The 18219-nt window shown below is 66.9% G+C and carries 14 protein-coding genes; 10 read left to right on the top strand and 4 right to left on the bottom strand.

Annotation, left to right across the window (positions count from 1 at the left end; translation table 11 throughout):
• The first annotated feature begins 68 nt into the window (after positions 1-68).
• Positions 69-974, top strand: coding sequence for a DMT family transporter (locus L1F06_RS18140; protein WP_129481635.1), 906 nt, complete (start codon positions 69-71; stop codon positions 972-974).
• A 130-nt stretch (positions 975-1104) separates the two neighbouring features.
• Positions 1105-3168, top strand: coding sequence for a TonB-dependent receptor family protein (locus L1F06_RS18135; protein ID WP_096825888.1), 2064 nt, complete (start codon positions 1105-1107; stop codon positions 3166-3168).
• A gap of 21 nt (positions 3169-3189) precedes the next feature.
• On the opposite strand, the gene mnmC is transcribed toward L1F06_RS18135, so the two are convergent.
• Positions 3190-5163, bottom strand: coding sequence for a bifunctional tRNA (5-methylaminomethyl-2-thiouridine)(34)-methyltransferase MnmC2/FAD-dependent 5-carboxymethylaminomethyl-2-thiouridine(34) oxidoreductase MnmC1 (gene mnmC, locus L1F06_RS18130; protein ID WP_129481634.1), 1974 nt, complete (start codon positions 5161-5163; stop codon positions 3190-3192).
• 146 nt (positions 5164-5309) lie between these two features.
• Between mnmC and pap the strand changes: the two genes are divergently transcribed.
• From pap to L1F06_RS18095, 7 genes are all read left to right on the top strand, one after another.
• Positions 5310-6800: a polyphosphate:AMP phosphotransferase gene (gene pap, locus L1F06_RS18125; protein WP_129481633.1), complete on the top strand. Its 1491-nt coding sequence runs from the start codon at positions 5310-5312 to the stop codon at positions 6798-6800.
• A 184-nt stretch (positions 6801-6984) separates the two neighbouring features.
• Positions 6985-8172, top strand: coding sequence for a thiolase family protein (locus L1F06_RS18120; RefSeq protein ID WP_129481632.1), 1188 nt, complete (start codon positions 6985-6987; stop codon positions 8170-8172).
• Between the two features lie 137 nt (positions 8173-8309).
• On the top strand, positions 8310-8930 hold the full coding sequence (locus L1F06_RS18115; protein ID WP_129481631.1) for a LysE family translocator: 621 nt from the start codon (positions 8310-8312) through the stop codon (positions 8928-8930).
• Positions 8931-8973: 43 nt separating this feature from the next.
• A complete protein-coding gene (locus L1F06_RS18110; RefSeq protein WP_012019335.1) occupies positions 8974-9897 on the top strand; it encodes a LysR family transcriptional regulator in 924 nt (307 codons plus the stop codon).
• Positions 9894-10784, top strand: coding sequence for a LysR family transcriptional regulator (locus L1F06_RS18105; RefSeq protein WP_129481630.1), 891 nt, complete (start codon positions 9894-9896; stop codon positions 10782-10784). The genes L1F06_RS18110 and L1F06_RS18105 overlap by 4 nt, the downstream gene beginning before the upstream one ends.
• A 138-nt stretch (positions 10785-10922) precedes the next feature.
• Positions 10923-11549, top strand: a complete 627-nt coding sequence (locus L1F06_RS18100) for a glutathione S-transferase family protein (protein WP_129481629.1) — start codon at positions 10923-10925, stop codon at positions 11547-11549.
• Between the two features lie 53 nt (positions 11550-11602).
• Positions 11603-13648: a pyridoxamine 5'-phosphate oxidase family protein gene (locus tag L1F06_RS18095; RefSeq protein ID WP_129481628.1), complete on the top strand. Its 2046-nt coding sequence runs from the start codon at positions 11603-11605 to the stop codon at positions 13646-13648.
• 302 nt (positions 13649-13950) lie between these two features.
• Here the strand turns inward: L1F06_RS18095 and L1F06_RS18090 are convergent, their stop codons facing one another.
• The 3 genes from L1F06_RS18090 to L1F06_RS18080 all read right to left on the bottom strand — a co-directional run bounded on the left by L1F06_RS18090 (position 13951) and on the right by L1F06_RS18080 (position 16110).
• Positions 13951-14124, bottom strand: coding sequence for a hypothetical protein (locus L1F06_RS18090; protein ID WP_177491001.1), 174 nt, complete (start codon positions 14122-14124; stop codon positions 13951-13953).
• A 156-nt stretch (positions 14125-14280) separates the two neighbouring features.
• Entirely contained in the window at positions 14281-15516 is a 1236-nt protein-coding gene (locus L1F06_RS18085; protein ID WP_129481627.1) for an NADH:flavin oxidoreductase/NADH oxidase family protein, read from the bottom strand.
• A 156-nt stretch (positions 15517-15672) separates the two neighbouring features.
• Positions 15673-16110 carry a MerR family transcriptional regulator gene (locus tag L1F06_RS18080; protein ID WP_041773099.1) on the bottom strand — a complete coding sequence of 146 codons (438 nt, stop codon included), beginning with the start codon at positions 16108-16110 and terminating at the stop codon, positions 15673-15675.
• Positions 16111-16543: 433 nt separating this feature from the next.
• Between L1F06_RS18080 and L1F06_RS18075 the strand changes: the two genes are divergently transcribed.
• Positions 16544-18199 (top strand): methyl-accepting chemotaxis protein, encoded by a 1656-nt coding sequence (locus tag L1F06_RS18075; RefSeq protein WP_012019328.1) that lies wholly within the window; start codon positions 16544-16546, stop codon positions 18197-18199.
• Positions 18200-18219 lie beyond the last annotated feature (20 nt).

Raw genomic sequence — 18219 nt, 5'->3', positions numbered from 1 at the left:
TGCGCAACTTTGTGCAAGCGGCGCCCGCGCGGCGGTTCCAGACTGGGGGCAGTCTTGGAGAACCTTCGATGAACCTGTCGCTATACCTGCTTACCGTGCTGATCTGGGGCACCACCTGGATCGCCATCAAATTGCAGATGGGCGAGGTGGCCGTGGCCGCCTCCATCGCCTATCGCTTCGCATTGGCCTCGGCGGTGCTGTTCGCCATGCTCTGGTTCAGCGGGCGCCTGCAGCCGCTGGATCGTCGCGGCCAGGGCATCTGCCTGGTGCAGGGCCTGTGTCTGTTCTGCCTCAACTTCCTGTGCTTCTACACCGCCAGCCAGTGGATCCCCAGCGGCCTGATCGCGGTGATCTTCTCCACCGCCACCTTGTGGAACGCGATCAATGCGCGGCTGTTCTTCAAGCAGCGCATCGCCGCCAACGTGCTGCTCGGCGGCGGCCTGGGGCTGGCCGGCCTGGGGCTGCTGTTCTGGCCGGAACTGGCCGGGCACGAGGCCAGCCGCGAAAGCCTGCTGGGCATCGGCCTGGCGCTGTGCGGCACGCTGTGCTTCTCCGCCGGCAACATGCTCTCCAGCCTGCAGCAGAAGGCCGGGCTCAAGCCGCTGACCACCAACGCCTGGGGCATGCTCTATGGCGCGCTGATGCTGGTGGGCATCTGCCTGGTCAGCGGCACGCCGTTCGCCTTCGAGTGGAACGCGCGCTACGTCGGCTCGCTGCTGTACCTGGCGATTCCCGGTTCGGTCATAGGGTTTACCGCCTACCTGACCCTGGTCGGGCGCATGGGGCCGGAGCGCGCCGCCTACTGCACGGTGCTGTTCCCGGTGGTGGCGCTGAACATCTCGGTGTTCGCCGAGGGCTATCAGTGGACGGCTCCCGCGCTGCTCGGTCTGGCCCTGGTGATGGCGGGCAATGTGCTGGTGTTTCGCAAGCCGCGCGTCTTGCCGGTGCCCGCTGCGCTGGCCATTCCGAAGTGAGGGTGGATGTCGGTGTCCATAATGGATTTTTTTAACATCTGATAATCGTTGTTATTTACATTTTATTTACAACGTTCTAGAGTTCGCTCCTTTTTTGGGCTACGGCCGTTCACTGGGGGAGCGATTCACAATGTTTGTCGTCAGACGCAGTTACCTGGCGCTGGGCGTAGCCCTGGCCTTTACCCATCTACCCGCCCTGGCCGAGCGTGTAGAGCTGGAAGGCACCGAGGTGGTGGGCGACTGGCTGGGTGAGGCGAGCGAGCAGGACGTACTCAACCATGCCGGTGCGCGCAGCGTGCTGCGCCGCCAGCAGATTCAGGAAAGCGGCGCGAGCAGCGTGCGCGAAGTCTTGCGTCGGGTTCCCGGTCTGCAGGTGCAGGACAGCAACGGCACCGGCGGCAGTGACATCTCCCTCAATGTCGGCACGCGCGGTCTGACTTCGCGACTGTCGCCGCGCGCCACCATCCTGCAGGACGGCGTGCCCCTGGCGGTGGCGCCCTATGGTCAGCCGCAGCTGTCGCTGGCCCCCACCAGCCTGGGCAACATCGAGTCCATCGACGTGGTGCGTGGCGGTGGTGCGGTGCGTTATGGCCCGCAGAACGTCGGCGGCATCATCAACTTCGTTACCCGCGGGATTCCCGAGGAGATGGCGCGCGAGGTCAGCTTCCAGAGCGAATCGGCGCCGGCGCAGGGCGGTTTCCTCAACCGCAGCAGTGCCTTCCTCGGCGGCACCGCCGACAACGGTCTGGGCATGGCCCTGCTGTATTCGGGCGTGCGCGGCGATACCTTCCGCGAGCAGAGCGGCACGCGCATCGACGACGTGATGCTCAAGTACCGTTATGCCCTGAGCGAGATCGACGAGCTGTCCGGCAGCCTGCAGTACTACCGCGCCGACGCCGATATGCCGGGTGGCCTCACCGCCGCCGAATTCGAGCAGGACCCCTACGCCAGCAACCGTCCGTATGACAATTTCGAAGGGGATCGCAAGCAGGCGGTGCTCAAGTACAAGCGCAGCCCGGATGCGTTGAGCAGTTTCGAGATCACCAGCTTCTACAACACCAGCTACCGGGGCGCGGTGCTGGCCAACAATGGCGCCGATCGCCTGACCTGGCTGCGTGAGTTTCCCCGTCATTACGAGGTGTTCGGCATCGAGCCGCGCTATTCGCAGGTGCTGTTCGTCGGTGACAGCAGCCACGAAGTGGGCATCGGCTATCGCTACACCGAAGAGGATTCCTCCGAGAAGCGTTACGACCGCGTCAACTTCGGCACCGGCGGCAACCCTTACAGCGTACCGCGCCGCCTGGCCACTTCGACCAGCGCCAGTACCGAAGCGCACGCCCTGTACATCGACGATCGCATCGACATCGGCCGCTGGACCCTGACCCCCGGCGTGCGTTACGAACAGGTGCGGGTGACCTCGCGCAACCGCCTCAGCGGCGTCGATCAGGAGCAGCGCTACAGCGAGCCGCTGCCATCGCTGAACCTGATGTACCACCTGTCCGATGCCTGGAAGCTGTTCGCCAACGCCAACACCTCGTTCGGCAGCATCCAGTACTTCCAGCTGTCGCAGGACAGCGACCTGCAGGGCGAGAAGGCCTACACCTATGAGCTGGGTACGCGCTACGACGATGGCCTGTTGAATGGTGAACTGACGCTGTTCCGGATCGACTTCGACGATCAGCTGGAACTGGTCGATGCGGTCTGGCGCAATGCCGGCGAGACCCGCCACCGCGGTGTCGAGCTGGCCGGTGGTGTCGACTTCGCCGCGCTGGATCCGCGTCTGGCCGGGCTTTCCGCCTACGCCTCGCTGGTGCTGACCAAGGCCACGCGGGAGGAAGACGGGCCCAACCAGGGCAACGACGTGCCGTTCTACTCGCGCCAGGTCGCCACGCTGGGCTTGCGTTATGCCAGCGGCCCCTGGGTGTGGAACCTGGACGGCTACGCGCAGACCCGCCAGTTCGCCGACTCGGCCAACACCCGCGAGGAAAGTGCCGACGGCGCGCTTGGCGAGATCCCGGGCTATGCCAGCTGGAACGCTCGCGGCCAGTACGATTTCGGCAACGGCCTGACGCTGGCCGCCGGGGTCAAGAACCTGCTCGATCGCCAGTACTACACGCGTTCCACCGATACCAACCGCGGCAAGTACCTGGGCCAACCGCGCACCTTGTACGTGCAGACCAGCCTGAGCTTCTGACCCGGGCCGGCTCGCCCAGCCTCAAGTGGGCGAGCCGGTGCCGCGAATCAGCTGGCGCAGCATGAAACGATTGGGGTGGCAGGCTTCGGCCACCTCACGCGGCAGCGGCAGCGGTTCGTCCTCCAGCCAGGCGGCGATCAGCTCGCCCGCCAGCGGCGCGGTGATCAGCCCGCGTGAGCCATGGCCGCTGTTGATATACAGGCCATCCAGCCAGGGGCAGGGCGTTTCCGGCACTTGGCGGGCGTCCTTGGCCAGCACGGCGTAGGCCTGGTTGAAGGCTTGGCCAGCGGCCAGAGGGCCTACCAGCGGCAGGTAGTCCGGGCTGGTGCAGCGAAACGCGGCGCGGCCTTGCAGCGTCGCCGGATCGAGCGTCTGTGTATCCAGGCGCTCGGCCAGGTCCTGAGAAATCTCCCGTAGCAGCTCGAGGTTGCCGGCGTGCTCGGCCACGCTGGGCGTCAGATCGTCGCTGTGGAAATCGAAGCTGGCGCCCAGGGTGTGTTCGTCGTCGCGCGCGGGGGCGACGTAGCCTTCGGCGCAGACCACGGTGCGCAGCGCACTGCTGGATTCATTGGCCGGCAGGCGGCTGATCTGCCCGCGAATGCGCTTGAGCGGCAGATTCGCCTCCGGCAGCAGGCGGCCGATCTCCGCGGCGCAGGCCAGGATCAGCACCGGCGCTTCGGCCAGCACGCCGTTCTGTCCTTCGACGCACCAGCGCTCTTGCTGACGACTGAGGCTCAGCGCCTCCTGATAGGGGCGCAATTCGATCAGCGGGTGCTGCACCAGTTGCCGGCACAGGGCTGGCGGGTGCACCCAGCCGGCATCCGGGTAGAACAGGCCGCCGGCTGGCAGACCGATGCCGGCGCGCGCCTCGGCTTCGGTCTGGGGCAATGCGTGCAGCAGGTCGCTGGGGAAGGCCGCGGCCAGCTTGTTCTGGCGCTCGGCTTCCTTGGCATCGAAGGCCAGTTGCAGCACGCCGCAGGCATCCCAGTCGCTGCCGCGCTGTAGGCGTTCGAGCAGGCGGCGGGTATGGCCGAAGCCGGCGACGATCAGCCGCGACAGCGCCGTACCATGGGCCGACAGCTTCAGGTAGAGCACGCCCTGGGGGTTGCCCGACGCTTCGCGGGCGACGTCGTCATGGCGATCCAGCAGGGTCACGCGCCAGCCACGTGCGGCCAGGCTGGCGGCGGTGGCGCAACCGGCCAGGCCGGCGCCGATCACCACGGCCTGGCGTGCGCCGGCCGCCAGCGTCGGGCGGGCGAACCAGGGAGCAGAGCGCGGTGCCGGTTCAGCCTGGAAGGGGCCGGCCAGCATCTCGCGCTTGTGGCCGAAGCCCTTGACCCGCTGCACGGCGAAGCCGGCGGCGATCAGCCCGCGGCGGACGAAACCCGCACTGGTGAAGGTGGCCAGCGTGGCGCCGGGCGCCGACAGCCTGGCCAGTTCGGTGAACAGACTGTCCGTCCACATCTCCGGGTTCTTCGCCGGGGCGAAACCGTCGAGGAACCAGGCATCGACCTTGGCGTCCAGCTGCGGCAGGCACTCGAGCACGTCACCGATCATCAGCGTCAGCACCACGCGGCCGCCGTCGAGCAGCAGGCGCTGAAAGCCGGGATGGATGGCGCGGTACTGCGCCAGCAATTGCTCGGCGTAGGGCGCCAGCTCCGGCCACAGGGCCAGGGCGCGCTGCAGGTCCGTCTGGGTCAGGGGGAATTTCTCCACGCTGACGAAGTGCAGCCGCGCATCGCGCGGGGCGTGTTCGGCGAAGGCTTGCCAGGCGCAGAGAAAATTGAGCCCGGTGCCGAAGCCGGTTTCGCCGATCACCAGGCGCCCGCCGGCCGGCAGGGCCTGGCAGCGCTCGATGATCTGGTTGTGAGCGAGGAAGACGTGACGGGTTTCTTCTAGGCCGTTGGCGCGGGAGAAGTACACGTCGCCATAGCTGCGCGACAGCGGCTGGCCGTGTTCGTCCCAGTCGAGCTGGGCGTTGTGGGCATCGGACATGGTGGAGTTCCGGGTAAAACAGGCGGCGATTCTAACCGCTGCGCACGCGCTTTACCCGGCGCAGGTCAATCCGTGGCGAGCCGCTGCCAGGCAAAGTCGCGGCCGATCCATTACGCTTTAACGATCATTCCAGGGAGGTTTTCTGCATGTTCGAATCCGCCGAAATCGGTCGCAGTCTCGACAAGGCCACCTTCGAGGCCGAAGAGCCGGCGCTGCGCGAGGCGCTGTTGGAGGCGCAGTACGAGCTCAGGCAGCAGGCGCGCTTTCCGGTGATCGTGTTGATCAACGGCATCGAAGGCGCCGGCAAGGGCGAGACGGTCAAGCTGCTCAACGAGTGGATGGACCCGCGGCTGATTCAGGTCAGCACCTTCGATGTGCAGACCGACGAGGAGCTGGCGCGGCCACCGGCCTGGCGCTACTGGCGCCAGCTGCCGCCGAAGGGACGCATCGGCGTGTTCTTCGGCAACTGGTACAGCCAGATGTTGCAGGGGCGCGTGCACGGCCGTTTCAAGGACGCCGTGCTGGACCAGGCCATCGACGGCGCCGAGCGCCTGGAGCGCATGCTCTGCGACGAGGGCGCGCTGATCTTCAAGTTCTGGTTCCACCTGTCCAAGAAGCACATGAAGGCGCGGCTCGAAGCGCTCAAGGACGATCCGCTGCACAGCTGGCGCATCAGCCCGCTGGACTGGCAGCAGTCGAAGACCTACGACAAGTTCGTCCACTACGGCGAGCGCGTGCTGCGCCGCACCAGCCGCGACTATGCGCCCTGGTACGTGGTCGAGGGCGTCGATCACTACTACCGCAGCCTCACCGTCGGCCGCATCCTGCTCGAAGGCCTGCAGGCGGCGCTGGCCGAGAGCAAGCCGCGCGTGCAGCTGCAGCCCCACGCCGCACCGCTGGTGTCGAGCCTGGACAACCGCGGCCTGCTCGACAGCCTGGACATGACCCAGGTCCTGGGCAAGGAGGATTACAAGGAGCAACTGGCGTTGGAGCAGGCGCGCCTGTCCGGCCTGATGCGCGACAAGCGCATGCGCAAGCACGCGCTGCTCGCGGTGTTCGAAGGCAACGACGCGGCCGGCAAGGGCGGGGCCATTCGCCGCGTCACCGGTGCGCTGGACCCGCGCCAGTACCGCATCGTGCCGGTGGCGGCGCCGACCGAGGAAGAGCGCGCGCAACCTTATCTGTGGCGCTTCTGGCGACACATTCCGGCGCGCGGCAAGTTCACCATCTTCGACCGCAGCTGGTACGGCCGCGTGCTGGTGGAGCGGGTCGAGGGCTTCTGCAGCGAGGCCGACTGGCTGCGTGCCTACGGCGAAATCAACGACTTCGAGGAGCAACTGACCAACGCCGGGGTGATCCTGGTGAAGTTCTGGCTGGCCATCGATCAGCAGACGCAACTGGAGCGTTTCCAGGAGCGGGAAAAGATCCCCTTCAAGCGCTTCAAGATCACCGAGGAAGACTGGCGCAACCGCGACAAGTGGAACGATTACGCCGATGCGGTGGGCGATATGGTCGATCGCACCAGCACCGAAATCGCGCCCTGGACGCTGGTGGAGGCCAACGACAAGCGCTTCGCCCGGGTCAAGGTGCTGCGCACCATCAACCAGGCCATCGAGGCGGCGTTCGCCAGGGATTGAGGCCGGCGCGGTAGGTAGGAGCCAGCTTGCTGGCGAGGCGCAGTGCAATGCATCGCCAGCCCCGGATTGCATCCGGGCTACGCCCTGCATCGACCCGTATACGCCAGATCAATGATGGTCGCGCCCAGGCATGGGCTGGATTTATCTTCCCGCCATTCGCCATCCAATAACAACGAGGTGCGTCATGCGTGAAGTGGTGATCGTCGACAGCGTGCGGACTGGCCTGGCCAAGTCCTTCCGCGGCAAGTTCAATCTGACCCGGCCGGACGACATGGCCGCCCACTGCGTCGATGCGCTGCTGGTGCGCAATGGCATCGATCCGGCGCTGGTCGACGACTGCATCGTCGGCGCCGGTTCCAACGAGGGCGCGCAGGGCATGAACATCGGCCGCAACGTCGCCGTGCTGTCGCGCCTGGGCAACCCGGTGGCGGGCATGACCCTCAACCGCTTCTGCTCCTCGGGCCTGCAGGCCATCGCCATCGCCGCCAACCAGGTGGCATCCGGCTGCAGCGACATCATCGTCGCCGGCGGCGTCGAGTCCATCACCATGACCCTGAAAAGCATGAACATGGACAACCTGTTCAACCCGCTGCTGCAGCAGGACAACCCCGGCATCTACTACCCCATGGGCAAGACTGCCGAAATCGTCGCCAACCGCTACGGCATCAGCCGCGAGGCCCAGGACGCCTACGCCCTGCAGAGCCAGCAGCGCACCGCGCGGGCTCAGGCCGAAGGCCTGTTCGCCGACGAGATCGTGCCGATGGCGGTGAAGTACCAGGTGGAAGACAAGGCCACCGGCGAGAAGAAGATTCTCGACGGCGTGGTCGAGGCCGACGACTGCAACCGCCCGGATACCACCCTCGAATCCCTGGCCAAGCTGCAGCCGGCGTTCGACCCGGCCGGTAGCGTCACCGCCGGCAACGCCTCGCAGCTGTCCGACGGCGCCTCCATGACCCTGGTGATGAGCCTGGAGAAGGCGCTGGAGCTGGGCCTCAAACCCAAGGCCTATTTCCGCGGCTTCACCGTGGCCGGCTGCGAGCCGGACGAAATGGGCATCGGCCCGGTGTTCTCGGTACCCAAGCTGCTCAAGGCCAAGGGGCTGTCGGTCGACGATATCGACCTGTGGGAGCTCAACGAGGCCTTCGCCTCGCAGTGCCTGTACTGCCGCGACAAGCTCGAGATCGACAACGAGAAATACAACGTCAACGGCGGCTCCATCTCCATCGGCCACCCGTTCGGCATGACCGGCTCGCGTCAGGTCGGCCATCTGGTGCGCGAACTGCAGCGCCGCGAGCTGCGTTACGGCATCGTCACCATGTGCGTCGGCGGCGGCATGGGCGCCACGGGGTTGTTCGAGGCCTATCGCGGCTAAACGACGTAGGGTGCGCCGCGCACCACCGGCAACACGCATCGCATGAACGAACCGCGGTGCGCACGGCGCACCCTACGGGACGACGGCCAGCAATGCCCTGTCTATAATCGGCGCCTGCTCAGACGGAGCCTGCGCCGATGCCCTTTGCCGAAAACCTCATCGCCTTCACCCTGGCGGCCACCTTGCTGACCCTTACCCCGGGCATCGATACCGCGCTGGTATTGCGCACCGCGGCGGTCGAAGGCCGGCGACAGGCGTTTCGCGCCGCGCTGGGCATCAATGCCGGCTGCCTGCTCTGGGGCGCGGCGGTGGCCTTCGGCCTGGGCGCGCTGCTGGCGGTGTCCGAGTTCGGCTACAACCTGCTCAAGTACTGCGGCGCGGCTTATCTGGCCTGGCTCGGGCTGAACATGCTGCTGCGCCCGCGCAACTCCCTGGCGCCGGCGCAGGCCGGCGGCCAGCCCGGCGCCAACTGGTTCCTGCGCGGCCTGCTGGGCAACGTGCTCAACCCCAAGGTGGGCATTTTCTACCTGTCCTTTCTGCCGCAGTTCATCCCGCAGGGGCAGCCGCTGATCGCCTGGACCTTCGGCCTGGTGGGCATCCACGTGGCGCTCAGCCTGGTCTGGGCGGCGCTGCTGATCGGCGCCACCCAGCCGCTCGGTCGCTGGTTGCGGCGCGAGGCGGTGATCAGGTGGATGGATCGCAGCACGGGGCTGATCTTCCTGCTGTTCGCCGCGCGCCTGGCATTGAGCAGGCGCTGAGGCGTTATCTTGTGCCCTCGCGGCAACGAAACGGGCGGTGACGATGGATCGGTTTCAGGAAATGAAGGTGCTGCTGGCCGTGACCGAGGCCGAGAGCTTCGCCGGTGGCGCCAAGCTGCTGGGCATCTCGCCGCCCAGCGTGACCCGCGCCGTCGCGGCGCTGGAGGCGCGCCTCGGCACGCTGCTGCTGGCGCGCAATACCCGCAGCCTGCGCCTGACCGAAGCCGGCCAGCGTTATGTCGAGGACTGCCGGCGCATTCTGCTGGAGCTGGAGGAAGCCGAGGAGCTGGCTGCCGGTGGCAGCGTGCGCCCGCGTGGCCGGCTCACCGTGACCGCGCCGGTGATGTTCGGCGAGCTGTTCCTGATTCCGCGCATCACCCAGTACCTCGACAGCTACCCGGACGTGGAGATCAATGCGCTGCTGGTCGACCGCGTGGTGAACATGATGGAGGAGGGCATCGACGTTGCCGTGCGCATCGGTTCGCTGCCCGAAGGTGATCACCAGGCGTTGCAGGTCGGGCAGATTCGCCCGGTGGTCTGCGCGGCGCCGGCCTTCCTCGACCGCGTCGGGCGGCCACAGCATCCGCATGAAGTGCGCGATGCGCCCATCGTCATGTCCAGCGCCAGCGGCCTGCTCAGCCATTGGCAGTTCGTCGGCGCCGACGGCGTGTTCGGCTTCACCCCCACGCCGCGCTTCACCGTCAGCTCCAACCAGGCGGCAATCGGCGCCGCGCGCCTGGGCTGGGGCTATACCCGCGTGCTGTCCTACCAGGTGGCTGCCGCAGTGGCGCGCGGCGAGCTCGAGCTGGTGCTCGAGGCGTTCGAACCGCCGGCGTTGCCGGTGCATATCATTCATCAGGGCGGTCGCCAGGTTTCGGCCAAGGTGCGTACCTTCGTCGATCACTGCGCCGCGAGCTTTCGTGCCGACCCGGCGCTGCGCGCGGCTGGCGCACCGTCCGCGCCATGAGCCAGCACCGCGAAATGCAGGTGTTCCTCGCCGTGGCACAGGCGCGCAGCCTGGCGGCGGCTGCCAGGACGCTGCAGCTGTCGCAGGCCACGGTGATGCGCATCGTCGCCAGCCTGGAGCAGCGTCTGGACTGCACCCTGCTGCTGCGCGGGCCTCGCGGTGTGAGCCTGAGCCCGGCTGGGGCGCGTTTCGCCGACAGCTGCCAGCGCATCCTGCAACGGCTGGACGAGGCCGAGCAGTCGGTGACGGGGCTGCATGCCAGCCCGGCCGGGCAGTTGACCCTGGCCCTGCCGCTGTTGATGACGCATCAGGTGCTGGGGCCCATCGCCGTCGACTACCTGGCGGCCTTTCCCGAGGTGAGCCTGGCTACCCTGGCGCGCGAGGAGCTGCCGAGGCTGCTGGAGGAGGGCATCGACCTGGCGCTGGTGGTCGGTCACCTGCCCAGTTCGTCCGGTTTCGCCGTACCGCTGGGGCAGGTGCGCCCGCTGATCTGTGCGGCACCGGCCTATCTACAGCGTTGGGGCCGACCGGCCAGCCCGGACGCCTTGGCGGCGCACCGCACCATCGCTACCTCCTCGACCGGCCATGCCGGGGAATGGCGCTTTGCCGACAGGGTGGTGAAGCTTGCGCCACAGCTGACCTGCAGCACGCCGCAGGCGTCCATTCGCGCGGCGCTCGCCGGCTTCGGGCTGACCCGCTGCCTGAGTTACGAAGCCCATCATGAGTTGCAGGCGGGGCAATTGCTGGCCGTGCTTGAGGATTTCGCCGCGCCGCCCTTGCCGGTGCAGTTGTATTACCGCGAAGGGCGCCGGGCGGCCGCGCGGGTACGCAGCTTCCTCGACTTTGCCGTGCCGCGGCTGCGCGCCCACCCGGCCTTTAAGGTCTGAGGTCATTGCAGAAAGTGAAATAGTGGATTGCCTTGAGTGGGGATTCTTCTCCAGGTTGGATGGGGCGAAACTGGCCCCATCGTCGCGAAGGCAAGTCGTTTCGCGGAGATCTAAGCCCACCTCGAAGGAGTCATCGCCATGTCCCGTCCCGCCATCAAGCTGTACAACTTTCCCCGTTCCGGCCATGCCCACCGCGCCGAGCTGATGCTGTCGCTGCTGCAGCTGCCCACCGAGCTGATCTTCGTCGATCTGGCCAAGGGCGCGCACAAGACGCCGGAGTTCCTCGCACTCAACCCCTTCGGCCAGGTACCGGTGATCGATGACGGCGGCACCGTCGTCGCCGACTCCAACGCCATCCTCGTCTACCTGGCCAAGCGCTACGGCAATGGCGACTGGCTGCCGCAGGAGCCGGCCGCTGCCGCCCGTGTGCAGCGCTGGTTGTCCGTGGCGGCCGGTCCGGTGGCCTTCGGCCCCGCCGCCGCGCGCCTGGTTACCGTGTTCGGCTACTCGTTCAACACCGAAGAAGTGATCAACCGCGCCCACGCCCTGTTCACCGTGATGGAGGGCGAGCTGAGCGAAACCCCGTTCCTGACCGGCGACAAGCCGAGCATCGCCGACGTCGCCAACTACTCGTACATCGCCCATGCGCCGGAGGGCAACGTGTCGCTGGAGCCCTATCCGAACATCCGCGCCTGGCTGGCTCGCATCGAGGCGCTGCCGGGTTTCGTGCCGATGCCGCGTACCGCCGCCGGTCTGCAGGCCTGAGTCGCTGACCGCCGCCGGGATCGCCCGGCGGCCGCTTTCATGGAGGGCAGAACATGCAACAGCTTCCCAGCCATCGGCACTCGCCCTGGCATGCCGGTGAAAAGCAACTGCAGGAAAAGGTCGGCGTCGCCGAACGCATGGAAGTGCTCGGACAGAAGGTGATCCGCGACTACATGCCGGATCAGCATCGCGACTTCTACCGGCAACTGCCCTTCATGATCGCCGGCGCCGTGGATGCTGCCGGCCAGCCCTGGGCCACCCTGATCGAAGGCGAGGAGGGCTTCGTCACCTCGCCCGACCCGCGTCAGTTGTCGTTCGATCTGGCCGCCATGGCGCTCGATCCGCTCGACCCGGCCACCAGTGGACTGCATGCGGGCGATGCCATCGGCCTGCTCGGCATCGAGCTGCACACGCGGCGGCGCAATCGCATCAACGGGCATATCCGCCAGGCCTCGGCGCAGCGCCTGGACATCGATGTGGAGCATTCCTTCGGCAACTGCCCGCAGTACATCCAGCTGCGCCAGTACCGCCGTGTGCACCAGCGTGGCGTCGAGCGCCTGGACGCGACCGAGCTGGATGCGCGCAGCGCCGAGATGATCGGCAGCGCCGATACCTTTTTCGTCGCCAGCTACGTCGAGCACGACGATGGCCGTCGTTCGGTGGACGTCTCGCACCGTGGCGGGCGTGCCGGTTTCGTACGGGTGCAGGGCAATCGCCTGACCATTCCCGACTACGCCGGCAACCTGCACTTCAATACCCTGGGCAACCTCAGCGTCAATCCGCGGGCCGGGCTGCTGTTCGTCGACTTCGCCACGGGCGACGTGCTGCAGCTGGCCGGCCGCGCCGAGATCATCCTCGACAGCCCGCTGATTCAGGCCTTTGAAGGCGCCGAGCGGCTGTGGACCTTCGACGTCGAGCAGGTGGTGCTGCGCCCGGCGGCGGCTTCGCTGCGCTGGGCCTTCGAAGAATATGCACCGACCAGCCTGATGACCGGCACCTGGGCAGAAACCGATGCGCGCCTGCGCGAGCGTGAGCAGCGCAACCAGTGGCAGCGCTGGCGTGTGCAGAGTGTGCAGCAGGAAAGCAGCGATATCCGCTCCTTCGTGCTGGCGCCGGAGCAGGGTGCCGCACCGGGTTTCGCTGCCGGTCAGCACCTGCCGATTCGCATCGCCACCGCCAGCGGTGAAACCCTGCTGCGCACCTACAGCCTGTCCAGCGCGCCGTCGGATGATTTCCTGCGTATCAGCGTCAAGGCGCAGGGCGTGGTGTCGCGGCATCTGCACGGGCAGGTTCGGGTGGGCGATGTGCTGGAGGTGCGTGCGCCGCTGGGCAGCTTCACCCTGAACAGCGAAAGCCGCCGGCCGCTGGTGCTGATTGGTGCCGGCGTCGGCATCACGCCTTTGCTGTCGATGCTGCGCGAGCAGGTAGCGTTGGGGCAGGGCAGGCGCATGCATTTCTTCCAGGGCGCGCGGACGCTGAGCGACCTGCCGTTTCAGTCCGAGCTGCATGAGCTGGTGCAGCGCGCGGGCGGTCTGCTGCAGGTGCACCGCGCCCTCAGCGCGCCGGAGGCGGACGCTGTAGTGGGTCGCGACTACGAGCAGCAGGGGCGTATCGACCTGGCGCAGATCAAGGCGGCGCTGTCGTTCGATGATTACGACTTCTACCTGTGTGGCCCGGCCGCCTTTACCCAGGCGATCTACGATGGCCTGCGCGACCTCAATGTCGCCGATGAGCGCATCCACGCCGAGGCGTTCGGCCCCTCGACGCTCACGCGCCGTACCGATGGCCAGGTGACGACCCTCGTGCAGCCGCCCGCCGCGAGCGAACCGGTGCCGGTGTACTTCAGCGCTTCGAGCAAGGAGGCGCGCTGGACGCCGGACAGCGGCAGCCTGCTGGAACTGGCGGAAAGCCGTGGCCTGACGCCCGAGTTCAGTTGCCGCGGCGGTTCCTGCGGCACCTGCAAGACGCGCCTGGTCAGCGGCCAGGTGCACTACCCCAATCCGCCGGCCGAGCTGCCGGATGATGGCGGCGTGCTGATCTGCTGCGCGGTGCCGGCACAAGGCGAAGAAGGCGTACAACCCCTGGTGCTGGATCTGTGAGAGGGCTGGGCAATGAGCGTTCAACTCTTTATCCATAACGCCTGGCCTGATGCCGAATCGAGCCATGATCGCGTTGTCTGTGATGTTTACCTGCAGGCGGAAGTCGAATCGGGCTATCTGGCGACGCAGCTGCTGCCAGGGCGTGAGGTGCCGGTGGGAGGTTCGGGCGGCGGTGGGCTTTGGCGTTGGCTTGGCAACTGCGCAGATGAGGTTGTCGTGCAGGCGAGAGCGATGCTTGGGCGGGGCCGCGGTGGGCGCTGTGAAGCTGTTGCCGTTTCGGTCGAAACGGCAACAGCCTCGGCTTATCCTTGCGCTTGTGTCTCCTCCAGCTCCTTGCGGTAAGCGTCGGCTTCGCCCTGGGTCGGGAAGATGCCGACCAGCTCGCCATTCTGGATCACGTCCCAAACCACTGTGCCCATGGCGCGGGCTTCACGGGAAAGATGTTCGTTGTCACGCTCATGCACGATCACGTTCATGCTTGTCTCCTCGAAATGCGGGTGCGGCGAAAGGTCGCATTTCGTTTATACGCCTCGTTAGCAAGCTAATTAACCGCCGGTTCGGCAAAGGACTGTTGCGCCAATGCAACGAGCGAAACGGCTTGCCGATTGTCAGGCGCGTGACGAGGCGCCTGGCTACTGCAGCGCGCGCCGCGCCATCCGGCGTCGGTACTGGCGGGTGCGCAGGGCGTCGCTCAGCTGCTGGCGCAGCAGCGCCCAGAGCGGCGATACCGCGGGCCGGGTTTGCCGGCCCTGGCTCAGCTTGCGCAGCTGATACTTCACCACCGCCATGTTGGCCAGCGAAGCCAGCACCTTGTTGCCCCAGGTGATCGGCGGCAGTTGCGGGGCGCTGTTCTGGCCGCGCTGCCAGTCGCGCGGCAGGTTCGGCTCGATGGACAGGGCCGTGCCGATGCCGACCATCTCGATGCCGCTGGCCAGCACCTGCTCGGCAACGGGCGCACGGCGGATGCCGCCGGTGACCATCAGCGGCATGCTCGCCACCGCGCGAATCTCGCGGGCGAACTCCAGGAAGTAGGCCTCGCGCGCCAGGGTCCGGCCGTCGCGCGCCTGGCCTTGCATAGCCGGCGCCTCGTAGCTGCCACCGGACAGCTCGACCAGATCGACCTTCAGCCCGCTCAGCAGGCGCACCACCTGCTGGGCGTCGTCGGCGCTGAAACCGCCGCGCTGGAAATCCGCCGAGTTCAGCTTGACTGCCACGGCGAAGCCTGGCGCCACGGCGGCACGCACCGCCTTGACGATCTCCAGCAGCAGGCGCGCGCGGTTTTCCAGCGAGCCGCCCCACTGGTCGCTGCGCTGGTTGGTCAGCGGCGAGAGGAACTGGCTGAGCAGGTAGCCATGGGCAGCGTGGATCTGCACGCCGCTGAAACCGGCCTGTTCACCCAGGCGAGCGGTCTGGGTGAAGCGCTCGATCACCTCTTCGATCATCGCCGGGGTCATCGCCTGCGGCGTGGCGAAACGCTTGGACAGGTTGCCCAGCTCCAGCGCCACCGCCGAGGGCGCCCAGGTCGGCTGGCCCAGGTTGGCCTGCATCTGCCGGCCGGGATGGTTGATCTGCAACCAGAACTGCGCGCCCTGGGCGCGGCCGATACGGGCCCAGCGCTGGAACCGGGCCAGCTGCGCGGCGTCTTCCAGCACCACCCCACCGGGACCGGTCATGGCACGGCTGTCGACCATCACGTTGCCGGAGATCAGCAGGCCGGCACCGCCCTCGGCCCAGGCCTGATAGAGGCGCATCAGGTGCTCGGACGGCGCATGTTCGCCATCCGCCATATTCTCCTCCATCGCCGCCTTGGCGATGCGGTTGGGGATGATCGAGCCGTTGGGCAGGACAAGGGGATCGAACAGGGTCATGGGCGCTTCCTCGACTGAAGATGCGCCGACCTTAACTTTAAAGTTCACTTTAATGTCAACGAGAAATTGGGCTTAAGAGCCGGCTCGCTGGCGATGCGTTGCGCGTTCAAGCGGATCGCCAGCAAGCCGGCTCCTACAGCGGGGGCGAGCACTTGCTTATTTCTTCGCGCGCCTGGGCGCCTCGCTCGTCTCGCCCAGGTTCATCTTCGACAACACACGCTTGGCGTTGGCGGCGCAGTCGAGGTCGTCCGGTTTGCTCTCGATCTCGTCGATCAGCGCCAGCAGGTGGCCCTTGCTCTGCGCCAGGCGCTGCTCCAGCGCCTCGATGTCGCGCACCTTGGCATGCAGGGTATCGAGCAGCTTGCCGTGCTGCCATTGCGTCAGGTCCTGCGGCAGCAGCGTGCGCAGTTCGTCCAGGCTGAAACCGGCCTGCTGCGCGGCGGTGATCAGGTTAAGCACCAGCACCGCTTCCTCCGGATAGCTGCGATAACCATTGGCCTGACGCTGCACCAGCTTGAGCAGACCGATGCTCTCGTAGAAGCGGATGCGCGAGGCCGCAAGGCCCGTGCGCTGCGCCAGTTCGCCGATCTTCATCACCATGTCGCGCCTTTGCCGGGGAAGGGGTGCAGCTTAACGTCAACCTGCAGCTCCGGCCAACGCAGGCTCGGCTGGCCGTCGGCGGCGACGCTCCGACGACTAGCGGGCAACGCAGCGAGGCGCATGGCAGTGATCTGACCTAAGCTCGGACAGACAAGGTACGCAGCGCGACGCCACAGGGCGTCGACAGAAGCCCGGCGCCTGCACCAGGCAGGCAGACCAGGCCACCGCTGCGGTAGCGGATTGACCGGTACCTGTCCGGCGCGGGGCAGGTACCGGGCAGGGTGGTCGTCGGCCAGGCAGTTTGCTGGCGACCGACCCGGTTGGGGGCTCGATTGTCAGGCGGACAGGGAAACGGGTCAGCGCCCCGCCAGCCATGCCTCACTGACAGGTTCTTTCACGTCGTCCCGTTATTCGGCAGGAGCCATTTATGCAATCTCGTAGCCCTCGCTTCTCCACCCGTGCGGTGCTCTACGCCAGCTATGCCTGTCTGCTGGCCCTGATGCTGCTGATCGCCGGCGTCTCCCTGTACAACCTGGCGGCAGCCGATCGGGAGTTTTCCGACTACATCAACGGTGTGGAGGCGCGCGCGCGTCTGGCCAGCCAGGTCAGCGAGGCCGTCAAGGACAGGGCGATCGCCCTGCGCAATCTGGCGCTAAACGCCGAGCCGGCAGCGCGAGGGCAGTATCGAGCGTCCATCGCCGCACATGAAAAGAACGTGGTGGACAGCCTCGCCAGGCTGCGCGAGGCGATGCTCACCCACAAGGACGTTTCGGCGACGGGACGCGAGATGCTCGCCCGTATCGAACAGGTCGAGGCGCGTTACAGCCCGGTGGCCGGCACCATCGCCGAGCACCTGTTCAAGGGCGAGGATGCGCAAGCCATGCGCATGGTCAGCGAGCAGTGCACGCCACTGCTCGAGGAGTTGACGCGAGTGATCAACGAGTACCTGGTACACACCACTGACGTGGCCGACCAGCGCGTCATCGACAACGAGACCCAGTACCACCGCCAGCGCAACGTGCTGGTGATGATCACCGTGCTCACGTTCGCACTGGCTGCCGTGCTGGGGCACCTGATCAGCCGCCATCTGCTCAAGGCCCTGGGCGCCGAGCCGAGCGACCTCAACCGCATCGCCCAGCGCGTCGCCGAAGGCGATCTGCGCACCATGGAAAAGGCCGTGGACATCGCCGAGAACAGTGTGCTCGCTGCACTGCAGCGCATGCAGCAGAACCTGCGCCAGGTCACCCAGGATATCGACAATTCGTCGCGCACCGTGGCGCACTCCAGTCAGGAGCTGAGCGAGTCGAGCCTGCGTAACGCTGCCAGCGTCGCCAACGCCCAGCGGGAGGTGGAGCAGATCGTTACCGCCGTGCACGAGATGGCGGCGACGGTGCAGGACGTGGCACGCAGTGCGGAGTCCGCCGCGCAGGCCGCCAGCGAAGCGGATGAGGCTGCCCTGCACAGCCAGCGCAAGGCCGGCCATGCGGTGAGCCTGATCGGCGAGCTGGCCGAGGTGATCGACAACTCCAGCGAAGCCATGGGGCGCTTGAAGACCGAGAGCAGCAACATCGGCAGCGTGCTCGACGTCATCAAGTCGGTGGCCGATCAGACCAACCTGCTGGCGCTCAATGCGGCCATCGAAGCGGCGCGGGCCGGCGAGGCCGGGCGTGGGTTCGCCGTGGTGGCGGACGAGGTGCGCAGCCTGGCGCGGCGGACCCAGGAGGCCACGACCGAAATCGAGGGGCTGATCGCCAGCCTGCAGAAGATCGCCGACGAAACCTCGGCCTACATGCAGCGCTGCCAGAGCTCCAGTGCCCAGTCGGTATCCGGCGTGTCCGAGGCCGGAGAGGCGGTGGCGCGCATCGTCGCCATGATCGAGCGCATCAACGGCATGAACCAGCAGATCGCCACCGCTTCGGAGCAACAGAGCGCAGTGGCCGAGCAGATCAGCCGGGGCATCGTCTCGGTGCGCGACAGCACCGAGCAATCCGCTTGCGCCTTTCAGAGCGCGCAGCAGGAAAGCGAAAGCCTGGCGCGCACCAGCGAGGCGCTACGGGAGAATATCTCGCGCTTTCGTCTGTAACGGCGGCCGGTCCGTTCCAC

This window comes from Pseudomonas hydrolytica, from assembly GCF_021495345.1.
GTDB classification, from domain to species: Bacteria; Pseudomonadota; Gammaproteobacteria; order Pseudomonadales; family Pseudomonadaceae; genus Aquipseudomonas; species Aquipseudomonas hydrolytica.
The sequence above is the reverse complement of the archived record's forward strand: the minus strand, read 5'-3'. Positions and strand labels throughout refer to the sequence as shown.

Coding starts and splice junctions, on each gene's coding strand:
- L1F06_RS18140 (WP_129481635.1), top strand. CDS start 69: ATGAACCTGTCGCTATACCTGCTTACCGTGCTGATCTGGGGCACCACC.
- L1F06_RS18135 (WP_096825888.1), top strand. CDS start 1,105: ATGTTTGTCGTCAGACGCAGTTACCTGGCGCTGGGCGTAGCCCTGGCC.
- mnmC (WP_129481634.1), bottom strand. CDS start 5,163: ATGTCCGATGCCCACAACGCCCAGCTCGACTGGGACGAACACGGCCAG.
- pap (WP_129481633.1), top strand. CDS start 5,310: ATGTTCGAATCCGCCGAAATCGGTCGCAGTCTCGACAAGGCCACCTTC.
- L1F06_RS18120 (WP_129481632.1), top strand. CDS start 6,985: ATGCGTGAAGTGGTGATCGTCGACAGCGTGCGGACTGGCCTGGCCAAG.
- L1F06_RS18115 (WP_129481631.1), top strand. CDS start 8,310: ATGCCCTTTGCCGAAAACCTCATCGCCTTCACCCTGGCGGCCACCTTG.
- L1F06_RS18110 (WP_012019335.1), top strand. CDS start 8,974: ATGGATCGGTTTCAGGAAATGAAGGTGCTGCTGGCCGTGACCGAGGCC.
- L1F06_RS18105 (WP_129481630.1), top strand. CDS start 9,894: ATGAGCCAGCACCGCGAAATGCAGGTGTTCCTCGCCGTGGCACAGGCG.
- L1F06_RS18100 (WP_129481629.1), top strand. CDS start 10,923: ATGTCCCGTCCCGCCATCAAGCTGTACAACTTTCCCCGTTCCGGCCAT.
- L1F06_RS18095 (WP_129481628.1), top strand. CDS start 11,603: ATGCAACAGCTTCCCAGCCATCGGCACTCGCCCTGGCATGCCGGTGAA.
- L1F06_RS18090 (WP_177491001.1), bottom strand. CDS start 14,124: ATGAACGTGATCGTGCATGAGCGTGACAACGAACATCTTTCCCGTGAA.
- L1F06_RS18085 (WP_129481627.1), bottom strand. CDS start 15,516: ATGACCCTGTTCGATCCCCTTGTCCTGCCCAACGGCTCGATCATCCCC.
- L1F06_RS18080 (WP_041773099.1), bottom strand. CDS start 16,110: ATGAAGATCGGCGAACTGGCGCAGCGCACGGGCCTTGCGGCCTCGCGC.
- L1F06_RS18075 (WP_012019328.1), top strand. CDS start 16,544: ATGCAATCTCGTAGCCCTCGCTTCTCCACCCGTGCGGTGCTCTACGCC.